The 24,146-nt window shown below is 39.6% G+C and carries 17 protein-coding genes; 12 read left to right on the top strand and 5 right to left on the bottom strand.

The features are described from left to right. Window positions 1–177: 177 nt before the first annotated feature. Together panC and panD are read left to right on the top strand one after the other, a co-directional pair. Window positions 178–1,023 carry a pantoate--beta-alanine ligase gene (panC, locus tag BMY50_RS20545; RefSeq protein ID WP_093328405.1) on the top strand — a complete coding sequence of 282 codons (846 nt, stop codon included), beginning with the start codon at window positions 178–180 and terminating at the stop codon, window positions 1,021–1,023. Between the two features lie 109 nt (window positions 1,024–1,132). Beyond that, a complete protein-coding gene (gene panD, locus BMY50_RS20540) occupies window positions 1,133–1,483 on the top strand; it encodes an aspartate 1-decarboxylase (RefSeq protein WP_093328402.1) in 351 nt (116 codons plus the stop codon). Window positions 1,484–1,601: 118 nt separating this feature from the next. Here panD and BMY50_RS20535 read toward each other — a convergent pair whose 3' ends face one another. Beyond that, on the bottom strand, window positions 1,602–1,928 hold the full coding sequence (locus BMY50_RS20535; RefSeq protein WP_093328400.1) for a hypothetical protein: 327 nt from the start codon (window positions 1,926–1,928) through the stop codon (window positions 1,602–1,604). A gap of 206 nt (window positions 1,929–2,134) precedes the next feature. On the opposite strand from BMY50_RS20535, the gene BMY50_RS20530 reads away from it, so the two are divergent. The 3 genes from BMY50_RS20530 to BMY50_RS20520 all read left to right on the top strand — a co-directional run bounded on the left by BMY50_RS20530 (window position 2,135) and on the right by BMY50_RS20520 (window position 6,865). Then, window positions 2,135–3,277 (top strand): acyl-CoA dehydrogenase, encoded by a 1,143-nt coding sequence (locus BMY50_RS20530; protein WP_093328873.1) that lies wholly within the window; start codon window positions 2,135–2,137, stop codon window positions 3,275–3,277. A 200-nt stretch (window positions 3,278–3,477) separates the two neighbouring features. Continuing rightward, window positions 3,478–4,719, top strand: a complete 1,242-nt coding sequence (locus BMY50_RS20525; protein WP_093328397.1) for a TlpA disulfide reductase family protein — start codon at window positions 3,478–3,480, stop codon at window positions 4,717–4,719. A gap of 34 nt (window positions 4,720–4,753) precedes the next feature. Next, on the top strand, window positions 4,754–6,865 hold the full coding sequence (locus tag BMY50_RS20520; RefSeq protein ID WP_093328394.1) for a M1 family aminopeptidase: 2,112 nt from the start codon (window positions 4,754–4,756) through the stop codon (window positions 6,863–6,865). Between the two features lie 20 nt (window positions 6,866–6,885). On the opposite strand, the gene BMY50_RS20515 is transcribed toward BMY50_RS20520, so the two are convergent. From BMY50_RS20515 to BMY50_RS20505, 3 genes are read right to left on the bottom strand one after another with little or no spacing between them, the layout of a single operon-like run. Then, the gene (locus BMY50_RS20515) at window positions 6,886–9,102 is read right to left on the bottom strand and encodes a helix-turn-helix domain-containing protein (protein ID WP_093328392.1); all 2,217 of its coding nucleotides are present in this window, start codon (window positions 9,100–9,102) and stop codon (window positions 6,886–6,888) included. 35 nt (window positions 9,103–9,137) lie between these two features. Beyond that, complete coding sequence (locus BMY50_RS20510; protein ID WP_093328389.1) at window positions 9,138–10,517, bottom strand: HAMP domain-containing sensor histidine kinase; 1,380 nt, start codon at window positions 10,515–10,517, stop codon at window positions 9,138–9,140. After that, window positions 10,514–11,200: a response regulator transcription factor gene (locus BMY50_RS20505; RefSeq protein WP_093328871.1), complete on the bottom strand. Its 687-nt coding sequence runs from the start codon at window positions 11,198–11,200 to the stop codon at window positions 10,514–10,516. Before BMY50_RS20505 ends, BMY50_RS20510 begins: the two co-directional genes overlap by 4 nt. Window positions 11,201–11,529: 329 nt before the next feature. Between BMY50_RS20505 and BMY50_RS20500 the strand changes: the two genes are divergently transcribed. The 7 genes from BMY50_RS20500 (at window position 11,530) to BMY50_RS20470 (ending at window position 22,355) form a co-directional block, all read left to right on the top strand. Next, window positions 11,530–12,030, top strand: coding sequence for a cupin domain-containing protein (locus BMY50_RS20500; RefSeq protein ID WP_093328386.1), 501 nt, complete (start codon window positions 11,530–11,532; stop codon window positions 12,028–12,030). A gap of 139 nt (window positions 12,031–12,169) precedes the next feature. Continuing rightward, a complete protein-coding gene (locus BMY50_RS20495) occupies window positions 12,170–14,044 on the top strand; it encodes a DNA topoisomerase IV subunit B (protein ID WP_093328383.1) in 1,875 nt (624 codons plus the stop codon). 7 nt (window positions 14,045–14,051) lie between these two features. Beyond that, on the top strand, window positions 14,052–14,891 hold the full coding sequence (purU, locus tag BMY50_RS20490; protein WP_093328379.1) for a formyltetrahydrofolate deformylase: 840 nt from the start codon (window positions 14,052–14,054) through the stop codon (window positions 14,889–14,891). 76 nt (window positions 14,892–14,967) lie between these two features. Next, window positions 14,968–15,633 carry a GDSL-type esterase/lipase family protein gene (locus BMY50_RS20485; RefSeq protein WP_093328373.1) on the top strand — a complete coding sequence of 222 codons (666 nt, stop codon included), beginning with the start codon at window positions 14,968–14,970 and terminating at the stop codon, window positions 15,631–15,633. 329 nt (window positions 15,634–15,962) lie between these two features. Beyond that, a complete protein-coding gene (locus BMY50_RS20480) occupies window positions 15,963–19,226 on the top strand; it encodes a SusC/RagA family TonB-linked outer membrane protein (RefSeq protein WP_093328370.1) in 3,264 nt (1,087 codons plus the stop codon). A gap of 10 nt (window positions 19,227–19,236) precedes the next feature. Then, window positions 19,237–21,117 (top strand): RagB/SusD family nutrient uptake outer membrane protein, encoded by a 1,881-nt coding sequence (locus BMY50_RS20475; RefSeq protein ID WP_093328367.1) that lies wholly within the window; start codon window positions 19,237–19,239, stop codon window positions 21,115–21,117. Window positions 21,118–21,362: 245 nt separating this feature from the next. Further along, window positions 21,363–22,355 carry a potassium channel beta subunit family protein gene (locus BMY50_RS20470; RefSeq protein WP_238383835.1) on the top strand — a complete coding sequence of 331 codons (993 nt, stop codon included), beginning with the start codon at window positions 21,363–21,365 and terminating at the stop codon, window positions 22,353–22,355. Between the two features lie 94 nt (window positions 22,356–22,449). Here BMY50_RS20470 and BMY50_RS20465 read toward each other — a convergent pair whose 3' ends face one another. Then, on the bottom strand, window positions 22,450–24,093 hold the full coding sequence (locus BMY50_RS20465; RefSeq protein ID WP_093328364.1) for a M28 family metallopeptidase: 1,644 nt from the start codon (window positions 24,091–24,093) through the stop codon (window positions 22,450–22,452). Window positions 24,094–24,146 lie beyond the last annotated feature (53 nt).

The following is a 24,146-nucleotide window of genomic DNA, read 5'->3' as shown; positions in this document are numbered from 1 at the left end:
CTGCCTCAGCGAAATCTGTTTCGATAGTTTCTTTGTCATTAAAAATAAATTGCTCTAATGAAAAATCGGTCTGCAAATATACGCATTATCTTATGATATATCAACGATTTATAAAAAAACCTTTGTACTTATGTATAAATTGTTCAACTTTACCCCCTTGTTTTAATATCAGGTAATTTGAAGGTATTTACAACCAAAAGGACGTTGGTGACCTATTTATCCGCGTTTAAGTCGGCAAATAAAAAGATAGGTTTTGTAGCGACAATGGGCGCCCTCCACCGGGGACATCTATCGCTTATAAAACAATCAAAACAACAAACAGACCTCACTGTTTGCAGTATTTTTGTAAACCCTACGCAATTCAACGATCCCGCCGATCTGGAGAAATACCCCCGGCCAATTGAACAAGATAAATTACTGCTTGAGTCAGCCGCCTGTGATATGTTGTTCCTGCCCGCTGTAGATGAAATGTATGTTCAAGGAGAGTCGTGGCATATTGACTTGGGTGATTTAGATCGCATTTGGGAAGGTGCACACCGGCCAGGTCACTACCAGGGTGTAACACAAATTGTGAAAAAACTGTTCGATATTATAAAACCCGATTTTGCTTTCTTCGGGCAAAAGGATTTTCAGCAATGTATGGTTATTCAACGGATGGTTGATAAACTAAATATGCCCATTCTTTTAAAAATCGGTGATACGTTACGTGAGCCGGATGGACTGGCAATGAGCTCAAGAAATGTCAGATTATCTGCGCAGGGCCATCATCATGCGCTAATTCTTTCTAAAGTACTATTCATGGTGCAACATGAATTTGAACAGGGTCTTGCTGTTGGAGCGCTAAAGAATAAGGCACTAGAAATGCTTAATCATGCTGAAGGTGTGGAGCTGGAGTATTTTGCTATATGTGATACCGCAACACTAAACGAAGTAAAAGCAGATCAGCGACCTGATGGTCCGCTTGTGGCAATAGTAGCGGCTTGGGTAGAAGGGGTCCGTTTAATTGATAATGTTTTATTATAAACTGTTTTTAACGCTCTCAATATCATATTTGTATCATTATTGAATGATAGACCTTGAATAGGCCTCGTTGATTTATAGATAACTAATTCCAAATGTTTATCTTTGCGCCATGATTGTCGAGGTATTGAAATCCAAGATTCACAGGGTTAAAGTTACACAAGCAGAGCTTAACTACGTGGGAAGCATCACAATTGATGAAGACTTGATGGATGCTGCTAATATTATTGCGAATGAAAAAGTGCAGATTGTAAACAATAATAACGGTGCGCGCTTTGAAACTTATGTTATAAAAGGTGAAAGAGGATCGGGAATAGTATGTCTGAATGGTGCTGCTGCGCGTTTGGTACAAGTAGGAGACATTGTGATTATTATTTCTTATTGCCAATTGCTCTTTGAGGAGGCTAAAAAACATGAACCCGTTCTCCTATTTCCTGACGCAAATAATAAGCTAGTGAAATAATTGCCAGCTTTGGCGAGTCAGCTGACACAGATTATACATAACCCTTCCCTTCTTCTTTAAACAGTTAAATAGGTTTTTGTACCAACTGTTATGCGTGAAAGTGGATGTATATCTTTTTTTATTTCTCGTTGTTGAATAAAAAGGAACCTTTAATTTCATCTACTTTCTTCCGAAGAAAGTAGCAAAGACTCTCCGCTGTAGACAGCTGCTCAATAGTGCATCCCAATGCAAGCTGCAGCTGACCAAGGCGGATTTTTTGCGGAACGGAGAGCTGCTGCCAAGCAAGCACAAACGTCCCGAAGAACGAAAATGGCATGGGCTTGTGCAGGCAGCTATCGGCAGCTGACATGCCTGTAGTCCATATTAAAGCGAAGCTAACGGAAAAGAGCAAAAGACGAACGAAGCCTAGCCTTATCGGGAGGGGTGCTTCTTTTGCGTCCGGCATGAAAGCCACGGATTGCAACGGAGCAAGCCAGCCGAAGCACCTTGCCACTTGGGTGCTTCCAAGTGGGAAAAGATCTGCGCGATCAGCGCATAAATTAAAGGTTCTTTGTAACCCTCAACCTCACCAAGTTTAGCATAAAGATATTTTTCATTAATTTGCTATGCTTGCATAATAAAAACATGTATCTTTGGGTAAATCCAACAATTATGACTTTTGAACTAACTGAAGAACAACGTTTAATACGTGATGCAGCCAGAGATTTTGCACAGCAAGAACTAAAACCCGGTGTTATAGAGCGAGATGAAAAGCAACAATTCCCCGCGGAGCAAGTTAAAAAACTAGGAGAACTTGGATTCTTGGGAATGATGACGTCCCCAGACTATAATGGCGCAGGTTTAGATACTATTTCCTATGTGCTTGTCATGGAGGAACTTTCTAAGATCGATGCCTCCGCTTCGGTTGTGGTTTCTGTTAATAATTCCTTGGTATGTTACGGGTTGGAGAAGTTTGGCTCCTCACAACAGAAGGAAAAATATCTTAAACCCTTAGCTGAAGGCAGTAAAATAGGCGCCTTTTGTCTTTCAGAACCTGAGGCAGGCTCGGATGCCACCTCACAGCATACCACGGCGGAAGATAAGGGTGATCATTACCTTCTTAATGGTACGAAAAATTGGATCACTAACGGTAATAGTGCGTCTACCTATTTAGTTATGGCGCAAACGCATCCTGATTTAGGGCATAAAGGAATTAATGCGCTTATTATTGAAAAAGGTATGGATGGCTTTACCATTGGGCCTAAAGAAAATAAGCTTGGAATAAGAGGTTCTGATACGCATTCGCTACAGTTTTCGGATGTAAAGGTGCCCAAAGAAAACAGAATTGGTGAAGATGGCTTTGGATTTAAGTTTGCCATGAAAACACTAGAAGGCGGGCGGATAGGTATTGCAGCCCAAGCCTTAGGAATAGCATCGGGAGCCTTTGAGCTGGCTTTAAAATATGCAAAGGAGCGTCAGACTTTCGGAAAACCAATAGCCGAACATCAGGCGATTCAATTTAAACTTGCCGATATGCATACGCAGATTGAGGCTGCCCGCTTACTTTGTTTAAAGGCGGCATGGCTAAAGGATCAAGGTAAACCTTATGCCGAAGCGGCGGCTATAGCGAAACTTTTTGCTTCTGATGTAGCCATGAAGGTAACGGTAGAAGCCGTACAGATACATGGCGGCTATGGTTTTGTAAAGGAATATCATGTAGAACGCCTCATGCGAGATGCAAAGATTACACAAATTTACGAAGGAACCTCAGAAATTCAGCGAATGGTGATCTCTAGGTCAATATTAAGCCTTTAAATAATCCAGGTCCTTAATATATGCAATATCCTTTTCGAGCAGCCTTTATTGATACTATGGAGAGGAATTGTAAATTCTAATAAAAAACTAATAGTATTCTAATGAAAGATTGGCTGGAAAGATTATTATTTTAGTGGCAAATTATGCTGAGGAGATCAATCACAGATTATCTCCATATTGCTATTTTATTTTAATACACTATGAAGATATTTGCTCGTATTTATATTCTTGGAATCTTAGTAACATTCGTTGCCGGTTGTGCTACGAATAAATCGACTCCGCTCAGTAATGGTGTTTGGAGAGGAACGCTCGCTACGGATGCATCAATAGATATCCCCTTTAATTTTGAAATTTATGACTCACTGGGCATCAAACAAATGGCTTTTTTAAATGGTAAGGAGCGATTAAATATTAATGAAGTAACAGAAACAGCTGATTCCGTTTACATAAAAACAGCACTTTATGAAAGCGAAATTCAAGCAGCAAAAGTTCCAGGTGGATTGCAAGGCGTTTGGATAAAACATTTACCCAATAAAACGGTAAAAATGGTTTTTACTGCTGAGGCTAATAAAGATTTTCGCTTTATGAAAGATACGGGTAATAAGGCTGTTGATGTAGCGGGTAGGTGGTCAGTTGAATTCCATAGAAAAAATGCCGCTAATACATATGCAGTGGGCGAATTTGAACAAAAGGGAAATAAAATAGATGGTTCTTTTCTTACCACCACGGGCGATTATCGTTTTTTGTCGGGCGTGGTAGATAAAAATACATTGATGATTTCGGCTTTCAGTGGTGCTAATCCAGTGCTTTTTACAGGTGATTTAACCGATAGTACTGATATTATTAATGGGAAAATGTATTCGGGTCCATCTTCTGTATCAAACTGGTCAGCAAGAAGAGACGAAGACGCCATGCTGCCCGATGCCTATAAGATCGCAGGTTTAAAGGCTGGGAATGATCATATAAACTTTACTTTTAACGACCTGGAAGGTAAGCCTGTGTCGCTAACGGATGATCGGTTTAAAAATAAAGTAGTAGTAGTACAATTTCTTGGTTCATGGTGCCCGAACTGTATGGATGAAACAGCGTTCTTAGCTCCTTTTTACGACAAATACAAAGATAAAGGGTTTGAAGTCATAGGTCTTGCTTATGAAAGATATAAAGAAACGGATAAAGCGAAGGCTGCGGTAATGAACCTGAAAAATAGATTTAAAATTAACTATCCAATCCTTTTGACAGGCTATACAAATGCTCCCGGACAGGTGGAAGAAAGCATTCCCGCGCTAGATAATTTTTCAGCTTTTCCTACCACCATTATAATAGACAAAAGTGGATCGGTTTATAAAATACATACCGGCTTTAGTGGCCCTGCTACCGGGAAGCATTATACGGACTACATACAAGCGTTTGAAAAAGAGATTAATGGCTTGTTAGCACAGTAAATGCCACTGCCCCTTTCTAAATAGAATAGATTTGATGAACAGAAATATTTTCCTTTTGCCCATTCTGGGCTGCTTTTTTATTATCTTTTCCTGTGCCTCTACTCCTAAAGTGATGATGGCACCCGTTACCATACATGCCAACGCCCCCGATATTGATATTTATCATGGCTCTTATCCTGTTAAGATGAAGATTATTCATACAGCGCTTGATTTACGTTTCGATTGGACGAAAAGTTGGGTAATGGGGAATGCTAAACTGACTGTTCAACCTTATTTTTATCCGCAGGACTCCATTGTGTTGGATGCCAACGGTTTTGAAATCAATAATATATGGGCACTTGATAGTACGGCAAAGCGTAAACTGAATTTTAGCTATGACGGAAAAAAAATTCAGATCGCCTTAGGTAAAAAATATACAAGAGAGGAAAAAGTAAACTTACTAATTGACTATATAGCAAAACCAAATGATCTGGAAGTTGGGAAAGATATTGCATCACCAGATGATAGAGGACTGTATTTCATTCAACCGGACAATCAGACGGGCGTACCAAGGCAGCTTTGGACACAGGGCGAAACGGAATGCAATGCCAATTGGTTTCCTACCATTAATAATACAATGTTAAAGATGAGTCAACAGATTAAGTTGACAGTTCCCGATACGATGGTCACTTTATCAAATGGACTGTTGAAAGATTCAACATTTAATACGGATGGTACACGGACAGATACTTGGGTGCAAGAGAAACCTCACGCTCCTTATTTAGTGATGATTGCCGTTGGAAAATTTGATGTGGTAAAAGATAAATGGAGAGATAAAGAAGTGAGTTATTACATGGAACCGGCCTATGCACCGCATGCAAGATTGATTTTTGGAAAAACACCCGAAATGCTGGAGTTTTTTTCGCAAAGGTTAGGTGTAGATTATCCCTGGGATAAATATGCACAAATAGTAGTCCGTAACTTTGTAAGTGGTGCCATGGAAAATACCTCTGCATCTGTCTTTTTTGATCGCATGAATATGACGCCGGCGTCATATAAGGACGAGACCTATGAGGATATCGTTGCCCATGAACTATTTCATCACTGGTTTGGTGACCTGGTAACAGCAGAATCCTGGTCTAACCTTCCGCTAAATGAGTCTTTTGCCACTTACGGCGAATATTTATGGATGGAACATAAATATGGAAAGGAGGCGGCAGATATGCATGGATTAAATGATGCCCTAGCTTATTTGGCCAAACAAAAAAATGCAACACTTGATGTAATCCGCTTTGATTATGCCGATAGCGAGCAGATGTTTGATGAGGTGTCTTATCAAAAAGGCGGACGAATATTGCATATGCTTCGTAAAACAGTTGGAGATGAGGCCTTCTTCGAGGCATTAAAACGATATCTTAAAAAGCATGCCTATCAATCTGTTGAAATTCATGATTTACGATTGGCTTTTGAAGAAGTAACCGGACAGGACCTTAATTGGTTTTTTAATCAATGGTTTCTGGCTTCCGGAAACCCTTATCTTGTTGTTAACACAAGCTATGATGATAGCTTGAAGCAAGTAGTTGTCGCACTGTCCCAACAGCAGGATCTAAATACAATGCCTTTATATCGCTTGCCATTGAAAGTTGATCTTTATTACGGCACGAAGGTGGAGCGGAAACCCATCGTTTTAGACAAACAGCAAGATACCTTCAGGTTTGCAAGTGCTGAGGTCCCTAAATTGATTAATGTGGATGCAGAAAAATACCTGCTCGCGCAGATAGAGAATAATAAAACGCTGAACGAATGTATTTACCAGTATTTACATGGTCCTTTGTTTATGGATAGATTTGAAGCCGTTCAACAGCTCGCTGATCAAGTCGACCAAGCAGAAGCAAGAAGAATTATTGTACAAGCACTAAAAGATAAAGCATGGCTCATCCGTTTAATGGCACTGGGTTATATTGATAAATTGCCTGAACAAGAACGAATGAATGTTTATCCTGAAATAAAAAAAATGGCCTTAGATGATGAGCGGTCGTATGTTAGAGCCAGCGCAATCGTATTATTAAAAACAATTTACCAGAAGCAGGATAATGGAGATGTTTTAAAGATAGCAGGGAAAGATAATGCACCGAGCGTGCAACAGGCTTTAATGAGTAATCCTTGATAAAGCAAACAAAAAACTTATTATTTCATTGCCTTTATAGCTACTAAGGCAATCTTAATCTCATGGAATTCTACCTTATGCTTAAGGATTTGTTTAATCTCCGTCATTGTTTTTTCTGGGTTCTCCTTGATGGTTTTTATAAGAAAGTCCAATCTGTCGGGTTTTAGTAGCTCCGTTGCATCTAATGCCGATCCTATATAATTAGTTAAATGTGTAAGAACGGTTCCTGGCGTTAGGTCTCTTAAACGAGCAATTTCATCAACACTTTTTCCAGATTTAAATAGCTCCAAGCTAATACGCTTAGTTTCCCCCTTCTGTGTTTTCTTTTCGGTGTTGGCATCTTTTTCAGGAACGTTCAGTATTTTTTGATGCGCAGTTACTTCATTTATAACATCTTGTATATTTCTTCCTTCAATAACAGCTTGCGTGATATGCGCACATTGGTGAATTTGATTTTTCTTCCGTTCATATGTGATGGAAAGATCGTCTAATTCTTTCAGATATTTTTTGTTTTTCTTTTTGATAGACCATACCTCGATATGATCTTTTAGGGGTTTAAGGAGTGTTTCGTCCAATTGTTCCAGAAACCATTTTGAAGCCGCTTCCGTTCTTTCATGGATAATATTTATATCTAACACTGTCGTATTAAATTGTTTATCTAGCCAGGATCTGAATTTTTCGGCTACGTCAAACTGACTATTGCAGGCAGATGCAAGTGTATTTAATCGTTTATATGCCAATGTTTTGTCCGGAATGTTTTTTATCATGACTTCATTCTTTAATGAATTTGTCTCTAATGTTAATTTATTCCATAAAAAGGCATTACTTAAATTGCTTAATAGGTAAATTTGTTGTTCTCGTAATAACATGTCATTGACCGCTTTATCATCCAATATTCTACCAGAGAATGCAGCTACCTGTGGGTCTGTTCGGATACTATGAGGTGATATTTTAGAACGTAGCACAAGGCCTTTTAGCGTAGTAAGCCTACTTAAGGCAACATATACCTGCCCTGCTGCAAAACTTGCGCCTGCATCTATAACTGCCCGATCAAATGTTAAACCCTGACTTTTATGAATGGTTACGGCCCAAGCTAAACGGATAGGATACTGCTTAAAAGTGCCGAGTGTTTCCTCGTTTATCTTGTCAGTTTGTTTATCATAGTTATAACGTAGATTTTTCCATTCTTCCTGTTCTAAAGAAAAGGAATGTTCTTCTCCGGGGAAGCGAACATGAATTTCACCACCTTTTTTATTTATTTTCTCTACAATGCCAATTTTGCCGTTATAGTATCGCCTTTCTTCTCCCTTATCATTCTTGATAAACATGATTTGTGCACCTTCCTTTAACAAGAGTTTACTTTCCGTAGGAAAACTATTTTCAGAAAACTCTCCTTTTACAGACGCTTCGAAACAAATGCCTGTCCCTGCGAGTGCAAGCAATTCTTTTTGGTTAATCTCATCAGCTAGATGATTGTGCGATGTTAATGTAATGTATGCCTCTTCTTTTTTAGGTATGAAAGTAGGGTTAAAGTAGTTATTCAACTGGTTTAAATCTGATTCACTACAAGAGTTGTTTCGGATATTGTTCAAAAGCGAAATAAAACCGGCATCCTTCTGACGATATATTTTACTCAATTCAAGTAATATCGGGGGAGCCTCTTGCATAACATGGGCGTCAAAGAAGAAAGGACTCTTATAATATTTATATAACAATACTTGCTCTGTATTTTTAACCACTGGAGGTAACTGATACAGGTCTCCAATGAAAAGCATCTGTACCCCCCCAAAAGGGGCTGCATTACGCCGTGCCCACCTTAAAATGGCATCAATGGCATCCAGTGTATCCGCGCGCAGCATGGAAACCTCATCAATTACAAGCAAATCTAATTCTTGCAGGATAGCCCGGCGTTGTTTGGTGAGTTTTACTTTACCGAATAAGCGCTGTTTATTATAGATATGATGATCATCGTCATTCCATGCCAGCTCATAGTCGGCTATATACATACCGAAAGGTAAAAAGAATAGGGAGTGTATGGTACTTCCCCCTGCATTAATGGCTGCAACACCGGTAGGCGCTACAATGGCCATCTTTTTGTAAGTATGGTTTTTTATATATTTTAAAAAAGTTGTTTTACCCGTACCTGCTTTGCCGGTTAAAAATATAGGTTTATTCGTATGATTAACAAAAGATACGGCTTGGGCAAATGCAGTGTTTTGGTTGTCAAGATTAGACATGGATATTTTTTTTGTTCAATGGGCTCATAAAATAATCAATTTTTTGGAGGAGAAGAAATTTCTGGAAACAATAAATTAATGTACGTGCCTTTTCCCACTGATGAATGGACTTCCATCTCAATACGATGAAGATCAAAAATTTGTTTGCTTAAGTGTAGTCCAATACCATGACCAGGTATGGCCATATTCTTTGCGCTTCTATAAAATAGGTTGAATATATTATTTAATTCACTTTCTTCAATTCCTATACCTTGATCTGCGATGGCTATACAGAGTCTTCCTTCGTGTTCATTGAGACTGATATCGATGGGTTGATTATGAGAAAATTTTAATGCATTGTCGATGAGGTTTCCTATAGCGATCATTAATAAATCTCTGTTGGCATATATCTCCAGTAATTCCGGTTTATTTTCAATATCCTGAAGGTTAAGTTGCATGATTGCATCAGGATTATTCATACTGATTTTTTCAAGTATATCCCAAAGGAGCTCATCAAGCCGAAAAGAAGAAAAAGGGGTGTTGTGTGAACTTTCCAAGCCCGATAATACCAGCAGCCCCTCTAGGATAGATTTAATATGCAGTGCGTCTGTGTAAAGGGCTTGCATCTTTTCCCTGTATTCCGTATTTTCCCTAGGTCTCGAGAGTGTGACTTCTAGATGCCCAATAATAGAGGCTAGCGGTGTCTTTAATTCATGGGAGGCATGCTTTAAGAAATTATGTTGACTTTTAACACCTTTTTCTAAACGCTCCAGGAAATGATTAAAGGCCTGCGTTAGTTCACTCAGCTCGTCTTTTTCCGCACTATTAATGATAAGACGTTCATGTAGATTATTTGCTGAAATGGTGCTAACATTTTGAATGAGCATGGCAAAAGGTCTAAACGTTTTCTTTGCCAGTAATAGGGTAAGCAAAAAGCTTAAAACTAAACCGATAACAAGAAAAATCACAAAATATAATTTTAGCATGCTGAGTTGCTTGATACCATCTTTATCTACGTCTGAGGCCAACACCACATAGTCTCCTTCATTGTCCTGATAAAATATACCGGCAAACTGCCGTTCATGCTTTGTGAAATGGAATGTTTTATTTTCCCTAATGCGATTAAGTATAGAAGGATCTATCTTGTAGTGAAGCGTATCAAACTCAAATACCATACGATTCTCCTTATCAAAAAAACGGATAGATTCTCTATGTATCTCTTGGTATTTTTTTTCAATTACTTCATATTTTTGCGCATTCAATTCATCTTTTTCGAGATGAAAAAAGGCAGCAGTAAGCGCGCTGGTTTGTAATCTTTTATAGAAGGAAGTTGTAATATGTTGCTTAAACATAAGGTAAGTACCCAAGAAGCTAAGGCTCAGAATAAGGGCAACAATAAAAGTGCTATTCCATGCCAATTTCAATCGTAAGATCATTCTTCTTTATGTTTAAATAAATATCCCCGACCCTTTACGGTATGAATCAACGAAAATTGAAACCCTTTGTCAATTTTGTTCCGGAGGTAATTAATATATACATCTACTACATTGGTATGTGTATTAAAATGAATATCCCAAACGGCCTCTGCTATTTGCGTTCTCGTAACGACACGTTCACGATTTTTCAATAAGAATAATAAAAGTTTATATTCTCTTGGAGAAAGAAATAAGGTTTTACCAGCTCTACTGGCACTCTGTTCTGCCATATTAATTTCCAGATCAGCATACTTCTGGGAGTCTGTAATCCCTTGTTCGAAGGATTTTCGCCTTATCTGCGCATTTATACGGGCTAGCAATTCCTCAAAATGAAAAGGTTTGCCGAGGTAATCATCTGCCCCTGCTTGTAGACCTTTTATCTTCTCTTCAGTAGTATCTAACGCGCTCAATATAATGATCGAAGTCGTTATTTTCCGTTCCCGTAAGGCCAGACAAATCTGAAAACCAGAAATATCCGGTAGCATAATGTCTAAAATAATTAAATCAAAAGAGATATCCTGTGTGATGGCAAGCGCTTCATAGCCGGTCGATATGCTCGTCACTGAATATAAGTGTTCTTCTAAACCTTTTTGAATGAATGCCGATAAACGATTATCATCTTCTATTAAAAGTATTTTAGTCATTGCTCCGTTTTCAATCATGCAAAATAAGAATATTAGCTCCTTATATCAAATTAGAATATTCTAATGGTTAATGACTAACATTAATAAATAGAGGAAGCAATAGACAAATCATGTGAGAGATAAAAAATTAAGCAGCTTATGGTATGAACCGTCCATGTTTAAAATTTCATTTTTATCACACAGGGAAATGTAAATTTTCAACAGGGTAAGCTCCATCTGACCGATGGATAAAAAATTATTTACAGATGAAAAAAATTGTAATGTAAGACGGATAGCTTTAGCTGATGCCCAAATGAAAAAATCTCATTATCTTAGCAAAAAAAATAATTATGACAAACATTGCTAAGGAAGAAATATTCGCTGAAATAGAGAAAACGCTTAAAGAACAAGGATTTAATATTGATAAACAAGACCAAACGCGTCCTTGGGGAGGTTTTTTTGTAATTGACGAAAGCCAAGCCCAACAATTTGCTGATACTTATTTTGATGGTTTAAATGTGCAAGACCTTAAAATTTCAGGTAAACTAAGTCCAAAAATTTTAGTTGTAGCACCGCATAAACGCTTATCTTGGCAATATCATCATAGACGTGCAGAAATCTGGCAAGTTATTAAAGGTGAAGTAGGTGTTGTTATAAGTGATACAGATACAGAAAACGAAGTAAAAACAAAACAACCTGGCGATGTTATCAAGTTAGAAAAAGGGGAGCGTCACCGCTTAGTGGGACTTGATGGCTGGGGAATCTTAGCCGAAATATGGCAACATACAGATAATGAAAACCCTTCTGACGAAGACGACATCGTACGTGTGCAAGATGACTTTGGAAGATAGCATTTGGTTATTTGTTGTTCGTTCTTCGTTATTGGGTTTTTAGAGGGCGAACAACTGAATCTATATCTGGATAGTAAATAGTACGTTTGTTTATACGAACAACTAACAACTAGTAACTAACAACCAACAATGAAGAGGTATGACAAATTACAACGAAGATAGTATACGATCATTAGATTGGAAGGAACACATCCGACTTCGTCCGGGAATGTACATAGGAAAGTTGGGAGATGGCTCTGCTTACGACGATGGGATATATGTGTTGCTAAAGGAAGTAGTTGATAACTCCATTGACGAATTTGTGATGGGCGCTGGGCGGATAATTGATATAAGTGTAAGCGAGCTTAAAGTGTCCGTGCGTGATTATGGTCGAGGTATTCCTATCGGGAGTGTGGTAGATGTGGTGTCTAAAATTAATACTGGAGGTAAATATGATAGTAAAGCTTTCCAAAAGTCGGTCGGTTTAAATGGGGTAGGTACCAAGGCTGTAAATGCGTTATCATCATCTTTTATTGTACAGGCATACAGGGCGGGGAGAACAAGAATAGCGGAGTTCAGTAAAGGAGAATTATTAGAAGATGAGGAAAAAGATACTACGCAGCGAAATGGTACAGCCGTAATTTTTACGCCCGACGATAGCATTTTTAGGAATTATAAATACCGCCCTGAATTTGTAGAAAATATGATTTGGAATTATGTCTTTCTTAATTCCGGATTAACGATCAATTTCAACGGCCAGAAGTTCATTTCCGAAAATGGTCTGCGTGATTTATTGGAGCGTAATATTGATACGGAAGGGGTACGATATCCTATCATTCATTTAAAAGGGGATGATATTGAAATTGCCTTAACGCACGGACAGCAATATGGTGAAGAATATTATTCATTTGTAAATGGTCAGCATACAACACAAGGCGGCACCCACCAGGCAGCATTTAGAGAGGCATTGGTGAAAACGATACGTGAATACTACAAAAAGGAATTTGAGGCTTCAGACATAAGAGCGTCTATTATTGGAGCTATTGCTATTAAAGTGCAAGAACCGGTTTTTGAATCGCAGACAAAAACAAAACTCGGCTCTCAAAGTATAGGTCCTGAGGGTCCAACGGTACGTACGTTTATTAATGATTTTATCAAAAAGTCGCTGGATGATTATCTACATAAGCATCCTGATACAGCCGATGCTTTATTAAAACGTATTCTACAATCGGAAAGAGAGCGAAAGGATATCGCGGGCATTAAAAAGCTGGCCAATGAACGTGCAAAAAAGGCGTCCTTACATAACCGTAAGCTGAGGGACTGTAAAATACATTACGACGATAAGAACGAACGAAATCAAGAAACTACGCTATTTATTACTGAAGGTGATTCAGCAAGTGGATCGATTACCAAGTCACGCGATGTGCAAACACAGGCCGTTTTCAGCTTAAAGGGAAAGCCCTTGAATGCTTTTGGGTTGACCAAAAAGGTAGTGTATGAGAACGAAGAATTTAACCTGTTACAGCACGCCTTAAATATCGAAGATGGTTTGGATGGCCTTCGCTATAACAACATTGTTGTAGCAACAGATGCCGATGTCGATGGTATGCACATTCGTCTCTTGCTGATGACCTTCTTTTTACAGTTTTTCCCTGATCTAGTGAAGGCTGGCCATGTTTCAATTTTACAAACACCTTTATTTAGGGTAAGAAATAAAAAAGAGACCATTTATTGTTATTCGGATGAAGAAAGACAACGAGCGATTGTAAAGTTAGGAAGCAAACCGGAAATAACACGTTTTAAAGGTTTAGGAGAGATTTCTCCAGATGAGTTCGGCTTATTTATAGGTAAAGATATTCGTTTAGATCCTGTTATTTTATCTAAAGATCAAAAAATACAACAGCTGCTGGAATATTATATGGGTAAAAACACACCTGATAGGCAAAAACACATTGTAAATAACTTGCGTATCGAACAAGATGTATTAGAAGAAGAAAGCATTAATGAGGATAAGGGCTTAAAAGAAGCTGTTTAAGAATATAATGGAGCAAACACTAATTCTTATACATTGCACGGATGCAGTAGGTTTGGTGTCGTCTATAGCACACGTATTGGCAGGTAATGAATTAAATATTACCACGATGCGAGAATATGTGGACGAATCTACCAAGCGGTTCTTTTCGCGTATTGTATGCAGTGGTAAAGTGGTAGATGCCCATGCGCTAACAGATGAGCTAAGAAAGGTGTTACCTAAAGGAGCGCAGGTTAGCGTAAATCCGCGGAAAAAAAAGAGCCTTGCCGTATTGGTCACAAAAGAGCCACATTGTTTGGCAGATATTCTGGTGCGTTACTTTTTTAATACACTGGACGCCGAAATAAGTTGTGTAATAGGTAACTATGATACATTACGAGCGTTTACAGAACGCTTTAATATACCCTTCCATTATGTAAGCCATGAAGGAAAGTCGAAGGAAGAGTTTGAAAAAGAGCTGCACCGGCTGATTTATAGCTACAACCCCGATTATGTTGTGTTGGCTAAATTTATGCGTATACTCTCGCCTATTTTTGTTGCACATTATCAGGGTAAGATTATCAATATTCATCATTCCTTTTTGCCCGCATTTATGGGGGCTAATCCTTATCAACAGGCTTATACAAGAGGGGTAAAGATTATTGGAGCGACAGCTCATTTTGTTACAGACGATCTGGATGAAGGGCCAATCATTGCACAGGATATTAAGCCTGTTAACCATACCTATACAGCGGAGGTTATGCGTAAAGCAGGGAAGGAGATCGAAAAAGCGGTTCTCGTTAAAGCGCTTTCACTAATTATTGAAGATAGAGTGTTTGTTACAGGTAATAAAACGGTTGTTTTTGATTAATACACACTGATAAATTGAACGATAACCCGCATTAGTTACTCGCAACACACAACTCGTAACGCACATCTTAAATACCATGAAAAAAATCACGATAATCTGGAGCTTTTTCTTTATCGCTTTTATTACAACTACTTACGCGCAGCATAAAGAAGCGTACCCATTTGAGAATGAAATCATTGCTTTTAAGAAAGCCGATTCTTTAAAGATGCCAGCAAAGGGGGGGATTCTCTTCATAGGAAGTTCTTCCATTCGATTGTGGGGTGATTTAGAGCAGCGATTTCCTGATAAACAGATCATAAAAAGGGGAGTAGGTGGCTGCGAGCTCGCTCATTTTCCGGCCTATTATATGGATGCTATTGTATATCCTTACGAAGCAAGCAAAATTTTTATATATGCCGGCGAAAATGATATTAATAATGGCAAATCTGCCAACCAAGTATTTGCAAGCTTCAAACAATTATGGAGGCTGATACGGGCAAAACAGCCCGAAACGCCCATTTATTTTCTCTCTATAAAATTTAGTAATAGTCGCACAAAGGGTTTTGATGAGGTCAGGAAAGCGAATGTGAAAATCCGGAAATTCCTCAAGAGAAATAAAAATGCTGCTTATATTGATGTAGCATCTCCCCTTTTTGGAACCGATGGGAAACCGGATGACACGCTATTTAAAAACGACAGATTGCATCTCAATACGCAAGGGTACGACCGTTGGCAAACGGTACTGCAACCTTATATCAATTAATTGCACACTTCGATTAATTCTCGCTGTCTGTTAAGAAGCGTTTCTTTGCAGACCGTATTATCTGTTTTTCTTTAACTTCATGTTTTTTCCCTGCCAATTTAGGCAACAAATTTCAAAATTTTCTTTTCAAATATTTGGTGTAAGTTGTACACAATTTTCGATTTTTTCTTGCATGGTAAAATAGCAATGCTTATGTTTACCGCCGCCAATTAAAATAGGATTAAAATAAAAAAGGTGTTTATAAATCTAACTGTAATGTCTATGTGAAATAAATGTTTAATATACAATTATGATGTGCTAATATAAACTTTAAACAAATACCTACTATTATGACCAATGCAAATCAATGTAGTATCAGGAGACTGGTATGTGGTTTTTTGCTTGTAGCTTTTGTCTACTCTCCCAAGAAAAACACCGCAGCAGGACTACCTGATATTTTAGAGGAAAAGATTGTAAGTCTATCCAATCAACAACAACTAACTATTACCGGAAAAGTAAACGAGATGGCTGGGAGCGAAGGAGTTCCAGGGGTCAGTGTACTTGTAAAAGGTTCTCAGAAGGGAACAACTACCGATATTGACGGTAAATTCCGACTGGAAAACGTACCCGCGAATGCTACCTTAGTTTTTACTATGGTGGGCTATAAAACGCAAGAACAGCCCGTTAATAATCGAAGCACGATCACAATCACCTTGCAAGATGACGTTGCCAATCTGGAGGAGGTGGTCGTGGTGGGTTATGGAACACAGAAAAAGGAAACGGTAACTGGTTCGGTCGCTTCTGTGAAAAGCGACCAATTGGTAAAATCACCTTCACTAAACGTTTCAAATTCACTAGCAGGAAGGCTTCCAGGCGTTATTGCCACTCAGAACAGTGGAGAGCCCGGTGGAGATGGATCTAACATTAAAATTAGGGGAACGAACACCCTAGGTAACAGCAGTCCACTGGTAGTTATTGACGGAATACCTGCCAGACAAGGAGGGATTGAACGATTAAATCCTGCGGATATTGATAATATCTCTGTCCTGAAAGATGCAGCGGCAGCAATTTATGGGGCAAGAGCAGCAAATGGTGTTATACTTGTTACCACAAAAAGAGGTAAATCAGGTCGTCCTTTGCTTTCATATACCTACAACCAAGGATTTTCGCAGCCTACTGTTATTCCTGAGCTAGCTGATGCTGCTCAATATGCAGAGATGCGGAATGAGCTCGAACTGTTCAAATTGCCCGTTGCAGAATGGGGGAATGCTAGCACAGCCTTGAAACAAGAGGGGCAATATACCAGACCAAGCGGTTCGGTATTAACAGCACCCTTTCAACCGGCTGAGTTTCAACAGTTCCGAGATGGATCAGACCCCTGGGGTCATCCTAATACCGATTGGTATGGATCGACGTTAAAAACATGGTCGCCGCAAGCCAGACATAATGTACAGCTAACCGGTGGATCGGAAGATTTTACCTATCTGACCTCCATTGGCTATCAAAATCAAGATGGCTACTATAAAAATTCTGCTACTGGGTATAAGCAATATGATATCCGTATTAATATGGATGCCAAAATTAGTAAGTACGTAACCGCGAAGATAGGTATCCTAGGAAGACAGGAGAATCGTAGTTTTCCAACAAAATCAGCGGGGACCATTTTTAGAATGCTTATGCGCGGAAATCCAACGCAGCCAGCTTTCTGGCCAAATGGAATGCCTGGCCCTGATATTGAAAATGGAGAGAATCCGGTAGTCATTACTACAGATCAAACAGGTTACGACAATAATAAACAATACTATTTCCAAACCAATGGTCAATTGGATATTACCATCCCTGGTGTGGAAGGATTGAAATTTACAGGAACAGCTTCTGTGGATAAATTCATGAAGCAGTCTAAGAAATGGGAAACACCTTGGTTTCTCTATACTTGGCAAGGCGCTTATGAGCAAGATGGTGTAACACCTCAATTGGTGCGAGGAAAACGAGGTCCGGCGGATCCACGTTTAACCCAAGCAAGCGAAGATCAGCTAAATGTGTTGCTGGGAGGTGTGTTAAATTATGATAAGAAGTTTGGCGATCATACGTTTAACGTGATGGCGGGTGTAAATAGAGAAACAATTGATAATGAAAACTTCAATGCCTATAGACGTTATTTCATATCAACCGCTATCGATCAACTGGTTGCAGGGGGAGAGCGCGAAAAGAACAATAATGGAGGTGCGTGGAATCGTGCGCGTTTAAATTATTTTGGAAGGGTTGGTTACAACTATAAAGAAAAATACATCGCTGAATTCTTATGGCGTTATGACGGCTCCTATATGTTCCCCGAGAATAGCCGTTTCGGTTTCTTCCCGGGTGTGTTAGCTGGATGGAGAATTTCGGAAGAGAATTTCTGGAAAGAGAATGTGCCATTTGTGAACTATTTAAAGTTAAGGGGTTCTTGGGGAAGAATGGGTAATGATAACATCTACTTTAAAAATAACTACGCAGAAGGACAATATTTGGAAGATGATGCGAAGCTGCAGGAATATCAATACTATTCTACATATGGTTATGGAACCTATATTGTAGACGGTTTATTGGTTAAATCCCTCTATGAGTCAAGGGTACCAAATGCTTTTGTTACCTGGGAGGTGGCCGACAATTATAACCTTGGCTTGGACGGACAGCTAATGGATGGGAAGATAAATTTTGAATTGGATGTTTTTATGAATAAACGTTCCAATATCTTATGGCAACGAAATGCCTCCATTCCACAAAGTACAGGAATGACCTTGCCGGCAGAGAACATCGGAAAAGTAGATAACAAGGGATGGGAGTTCAATGTAGGCTACAACGGTACGGCGGGCGATTTGAAGTACAACGTAAGTGTTAATGGTGGCTACACTAAAAATAAAATAAAATTCTGGGATGAAGCACCGGGAGCGCCAGAATGGCAACGCACTACCGGAAGAGTGTCGGATGCGCAGTTATATTATATATATGATGGCGTTTTCAGAGATGAGGCCGATATTGCTGCTAACACCTTAGATTATAGCGCAATTACCAACAACATAAGGCCGGGAGATATGAAATATCAAGATTACGATGGCGATGGAAAAATTACACCAGACGATCGTATAAGAAGGGATAAAAATAGGCAACCAACATTTCAAGGTGGTTTAAATATTGGCCTTCAGTATAAAAACTTTGATCTTACTGTACTTTTCCAAGGTGCTTCAGGGGGTGAATTGAGGGTGGCTTCTGATGAATCGGGCGCTATCGGAAATTACCTTTTAGAGTTTTACGAAAATAGATGGACAGTTGAAAACCCTAGCAGCGAGCATCCAAGAATTACGGATCGTAGCGACCAATATTATTCTAACAATAATACATACTGGTTACAGAGCACCAATTATATCCGCTTAAAAAATGTGGAACTAGGTTATACATTACCCACAAAAATTGGAGAGAAGATCGGAATAAGCAATCTAAGGGTGTATGTTAGTGGGTTCAATCTGTTAACTTTCAGTAAGATGAAAGCGTATGATCCGGAATCAACGAATGTGTTAGGTCAGTATTATCCACAATCGAGAATTCTTAATACCGGATTAGCTGTAACATTCTAAAAAGAAAATCATGGAAAAGAATATTAGAATAATACAAATATTATTAGCGGTGATGACTATAGGAATAGTTTCCTGTAAGACTGAATTTTTGAACACCGAACCGCTAACAGAAGTACCGCAAGAAGTAGTTTGGAGCGATGCAGGTTTAGCAGAGGCTTTCGTACTTGAAATATATAATGGCCTTGGGCAGGGAGGCTTCGAAGAGGAGATGCAATCATCGTTAACAGATGAGTCTATGTTTACCCACCCGGGCAGGGGGATCAACACCATTACGGAATCTCGCTCCAACCCGGCCGATCAGGGACAGATCAAGAAAACGTATCTTTGGGACTCTGTTTATACCAGGGTGCGGGCAAGTAACATAGCGCTGAAAAATCTCAGCGCACCTCAATTTGAAAATGCAAATAATTTGGTGGAGCGCTTAAAAGGTGAAGCACACTTTTTACGTGCTTATTATTATCAACAGCTTCTTCGCTTTTACGGAGCAGTGCCTTTAATTGATAGGCCGTATGAACTGGGTGAAGCTGATTATACAGCTCCGCGAAATACATATGAGGAATGCGTGAACTTCATTGTTGCCGATTGTGATACTGCCATCAGTTTGCTGACAGGATTGAGTGCAGCGAAGGGAAGAGCCGGTGAAGCAGCAGCAATGGCATTAAAAGCAAGGGTACTGCTATATGCCGCAAGTGATTTACATGATATGCCCACGGCCTCTTCTAAATCACCAACTATTTCAAGTTACAGCAATAAAGAATACTTAGGGTATACGAGCGGCAACCGTATGGAACGCTGGCAGAAAGCGAAGGAAGCCGCATTGGCTGTAATTAACCAAACGGCCTATGCTTATAAGCTAGATTTAACAGCTCCTGCAACGCCGGAAGAAGGAGAAGAAAATTATATGGTACTTTCTTTAGGGGGAGGAAGCAAAGCGGTTGCTGGCGATGGAGCACGGGAGATATTATTAGGAAGGTTTTTTGTGGATTTGAAGGATGAAGCAGGAAACTGGCTGGGCAGAAATAATGGACCAAATGGCTATCATAACTGGGCTGGGAATACACCAATACAGAATTTAGTGGATGATTATGAAATGTTAGATGGTAGTAAGTTTAGTTGGGATAACCCTGCGCACGCGGCTGCTCCCTATCAAAATCGCGATCCTAGGTTATCTGCTACCATTTTACACGATGGATCAGACTGGAAACCGAGAACAGATGACGTAAAAGGAAGAGACCCTAATAATCAAATACAGACCGGTCAATACCAGGTTACCAACGCGTCAGGAGGTACTGCAACACAATATGGTTTGGATACCAGAAACAGTCCGGTCGAAGATTGGAACGGCACGCACACAGGTTACTACTTCCGGAAATTTACAGATCCAGATCCAGCGGTGGTTGATCAAAATACGCGTCAATTTGTTCCTTGGCCAGTATTGAAGTATACAGAGGCTGTTTTAAATTATGTGGAGGCCTGTATAGAATTGGGAGAAGATGGAGAAGCTAGAAACTGGTTAAATAAAATCCGCTTTAGAGCCGGTATGCCAGCAATTTCAGAAGCGGGAGATGCCTTGCGTCAGCGGTACCGGAATGAGCGAAGAGTTGAATTGGCTTATGAAGAACATCGCTTCTTCGATGCACGCAGATGGATGATCGCACCAACCACTTTAGGAAATAAAATAAGGATCATCCGCATTTTTGGTGCGCTGAAACAGGGGAGCCAAGTACGGGTTTATAAGTATGATCCAGCAAACTATAATTATACCTATGCACCATCAGAGCTCGATCCCGGTATCGAAAATCGTCAATGGTTAGATAAAATGTACTTTATCAGTATCCATCGCGATGAAATGAATAGAAATGGCAAACTGGTACAGAATCCAGGGTATTAGAGAATAGTATCAAGATATAAGTATCAAGTACCAAGACATAAGTATCAAGATAGGAGTATCGGGCAATTTAAAATGCTCAGCTCTTTATCTTGATACTTTTTCTTTTATCTCTCCATTAAACCATTATTCGCTTGGCAGCCCTTCAATTAAAAAGGCTCATCAATATAATGTCATCATTTTTCTTTTCGTGCAAACTTTTCCAACCATTCTTTAGTTTTACCTACGTTCAATATTAACAATCAACGATGATGGAATATAGAAGAATGGGCCGTACCGGTTTACAATTGAGTGCGCTATCGTTTGGATCCTGGGTTACTTTTGCTAAGCAGGTGGACGATGGATTAAGTGATCGTCTTATGGGAATCGCCTATGATGCCGGCGTGAATTTTTTTGACAATGCAGAAGTATATGCAGGAGGGGAATCAGAAAAAATGATGGGAAGAGTGTTGAAGGCAAAGAATTGGGATCGTACATCTTTTGTCGTGTCAAGCAAAGTATTTTTTGGTTGGAGAGGGAAAGATAAAAAGCCTAATCAACATGGTTTAGGACGTAAACATATCGTAGAAGCGTGCCATGAGGCATTAAAACGCTTACAGGTAGATTACCTTGATCTGTATTACTGCCACCGTCCAGATAAGAATGTGCCTATTGAAGAAGTGGTGCGCACGATGAACACACTCATTGAACAGGGTAAGATTCTTTATTGGGGAACGAGTGAATGGAGTGCTGCAGAAATTGTAGAAGCGCATGCAATAGCCGCTAGATTAAATTTAGAGGCACCTGTCGTAGAGCAACCTGAATACAATTTGTTTAATAGGCAAAAAGTGGAAGTAGATTATTTGCCAATTTTCCATAATCTAGGTATGGGAACTACTATTTGGAGCCCGCTTGCTTCTGGCTTGCTGACGGGCAAATACAATGATGGTATTCCGGAGGGCTCTCGACTTACCTTGGAGGGTTACGGATGGCTGAAAGATAAATCGTATACGGAGCAAAAGTTAAATGCGGTAAGAAACCTGGGAAAACTGGCGAACGATTTGGGTGCAAGTCTTGCTACGTTATCAATAGCATGGACTATTGCTAATCCGCACGTCTCTACAGCCATTTTAGGTGCTACAAAGGAGAGCCAACTTCAAGAAAATTTCAAGGCCTTGGAAGTGCTCCCAAAATTAACAGCGAATGTATTGGATGAAATAAACAATATAATGGGAACCAAACCTGTATTACCGGAGTATTAACATTAGTTGTGAGTTACGAGTTGTGGATTTAAAAGAACTGACAACTCGCAACCGGCAACGCGCAACTTAACTACTCCGACTGCTCAACAACTACTTACCGTTTCTCACCTACCGCCTTAAATTCCGAACCTTCTTTCCATTTTGGGAAGGTGGTTTCCATACTTAGCGTATAACCGACATCGAAGAGTAGCTGCAAATCTGCTATGATACCATCTAGCTTCCAAGAATCATCATATTGATCTCCGGGTTGATGATAGCGTGTTTTGTTGTAATCAGCCTTTTGCGCTAAACCAAAATCTTTGCCTTTGCCGATAACGTCGTCACCAGTGGCTGGGTACAAAGCGGGTACGCCTACTTTAGCAAAGTTAAAATGATCGGAGCGATAAAACCAGCCATTGGTAGCGTCCGCCGGAGCAAGGATAACCCTATGTTGTTTCTTGGCCGCTCGGTCGGCGTAGTCATCCATTTCCGACTGCCCCAGCCCTACAATAGTAACATCCTTCGTTTTGGCAATAGGGGCCATCGCATCCATGTTCAGGTTGGCCACTGTTTTAGCTAATGGATAGATAGGGTGTGTTGCATAATACTCAGAACCAAGTAATCCCTCTTCTTCTCCAGTAAGTGCTATAAATAAAATGGAGCGTTCAGGTGTTCTCTTTGCATTTTTGAACGCTTTCGCTATTTCCAGTAAACCGGCAACGCCCGTTGCATTATCCACCGCACCGTTATAGATAGAATCGCCTTTAATAGCCTCACCAATACCTAAATGGTCCCAATGGGCAGAATAGATGATACATTCTTCCGGACGTTGACTTCCTGCTATTTTGGCAATGACATTGTTGGAAGTGGATTTCTTCACTTCTTGTTTAATGGCCACTCCTGTATTAATCTTTAGATCTACTGCTTTAAACCCAGGTTTTTTAGCTTCTTCTATTAGGTCAGGAGAAACACCGGCAAATTCAAATAATCTTTTGGCAGCATCGGCATTAAGCCATCCTTCGAAGGCTGCTCTTGACGCACCATTATCCGCAGTTTGGAGATTGAGCTGCGGACCGCTCCACCCACTCCTCACAACATGCCAACCATAACTAGCCGCACCGGTATCGTGGATAATTAAAACACCGGTAGCTCCCTGCCGGGCAGCTTCTTCAAATTTATATGTCCAACGTCCATAATAAGTCATATTACTTCCCTTAAAAAGATCTTTATTATAATATCCCGGATCATTTACCATCACGATCACCGTTTTTCCTTTCACATCTAAACCGGCATAATCATTCCACTTAAATTCTGGGGCAACAATGCCAAAACCAGCAAAAACAACTTCAGAGGTCTTTACATCGATGCTGGGCTGCACGCGCCTACTGCCCAACACAGCCTCTTCAAGTAATTTAAAATCAATTTTACCTTTCGCACCATTAAATGATAAGATACTATTGGGTGTGGATTTTATTTCTACCATAGGTACTTTTTGAAAAAAGCTTTCGCCATTACCAGGTGTAAGGCCAATTTCTTCGAATGCATTTTTGATGTAAGCAATGGTCTTTTTTTCACCATTAGTAAAGGGTTTTCTGCCCTCGAAGCTGTCGGCGGCTAAATCTTTAACATAGCTGGAAAAGCCAAGCTCCGTTATGCTCTTAAAAGCAGCAGAATCCGTAGTGTCGGTATTTTTCTGACTGCTATTGCATGCAGCAAGCAACAAAATAAGGAGAGGTAAAGAGTATAATATTTTGCTCATGATAAAAAAATATGGTTAAATTTATGCGAATAAACACTATGTTACAAACATAT

Origin of the sequence: Olivibacter domesticus (assembly GCF_900109575.1) — a bacterium.
GTDB classification, from domain to species: domain Bacteria; phylum Bacteroidota; class Bacteroidia; order Sphingobacteriales; family Sphingobacteriaceae; genus Olivibacter; species Olivibacter domesticus.
Note: the sequence above shows the minus strand (reverse complement) of the source record. Positions and strands in the feature narration are given on the sequence as shown.

Bases quoted from the DNA above. Each gene is read 5' to 3' on its own strand.
- panD (WP_093328402.1), top strand. From the start codon at position 1,133: ATGATTGTCGAGGTATTGAAATCCAAGATTCACAGGGTTAAAGTTACA.
- BMY50_RS20535 (WP_093328400.1), bottom strand. From the start codon at position 1,928: ATGCCGGACGCAAAAGAAGCACCCCTCCCGATAAGGCTAGGCTTCGTT.
- BMY50_RS20530 (WP_093328873.1), top strand. From the start codon at position 2,135: ATGACTTTTGAACTAACTGAAGAACAACGTTTAATACGTGATGCAGCC.
- BMY50_RS20525 (WP_093328397.1), top strand. From the start codon at position 3,478: ATGAAGATATTTGCTCGTATTTATATTCTTGGAATCTTAGTAACATTC.
- BMY50_RS20520 (WP_093328394.1), top strand. From the start codon at position 4,754: ATGAACAGAAATATTTTCCTTTTGCCCATTCTGGGCTGCTTTTTTATT.
- BMY50_RS20515 (WP_093328392.1), bottom strand. From the start codon at position 9,102: ATGTCTAATCTTGACAACCAAAACACTGCATTTGCCCAAGCCGTATCT.
- BMY50_RS20510 (WP_093328389.1), bottom strand. From the start codon at position 10,517: ATGATCTTACGATTGAAATTGGCATGGAATAGCACTTTTATTGTTGCC.
- BMY50_RS20505 (WP_093328871.1), bottom strand. From the start codon at position 11,200: ATGACTAAAATACTTTTAATAGAAGATGATAATCGTTTATCGGCATTC.
- BMY50_RS20500 (WP_093328386.1), top strand. From the start codon at position 11,530: ATGACAAACATTGCTAAGGAAGAAATATTCGCTGAAATAGAGAAAACG.
- BMY50_RS20495 (WP_093328383.1), top strand. From the start codon at position 12,170: ATGACAAATTACAACGAAGATAGTATACGATCATTAGATTGGAAGGAA.
- purU (WP_093328379.1), top strand. From the start codon at position 14,052: ATGGAGCAAACACTAATTCTTATACATTGCACGGATGCAGTAGGTTTG.
- BMY50_RS20485 (WP_093328373.1), top strand. From the start codon at position 14,968: ATGAAAAAAATCACGATAATCTGGAGCTTTTTCTTTATCGCTTTTATT.
- BMY50_RS20480 (WP_093328370.1), top strand. From the start codon at position 15,963: ATGACCAATGCAAATCAATGTAGTATCAGGAGACTGGTATGTGGTTTT.
- BMY50_RS20475 (WP_093328367.1), top strand. From the start codon at position 19,237: ATGGAAAAGAATATTAGAATAATACAAATATTATTAGCGGTGATGACT.
- BMY50_RS20470 (WP_238383835.1), top strand. From the start codon at position 21,363: ATGATGGAATATAGAAGAATGGGCCGTACCGGTTTACAATTGAGTGCG.
- BMY50_RS20465 (WP_093328364.1), bottom strand. From the start codon at position 24,093: ATGAGCAAAATATTATACTCTTTACCTCTCCTTATTTTGTTGCTTGCT.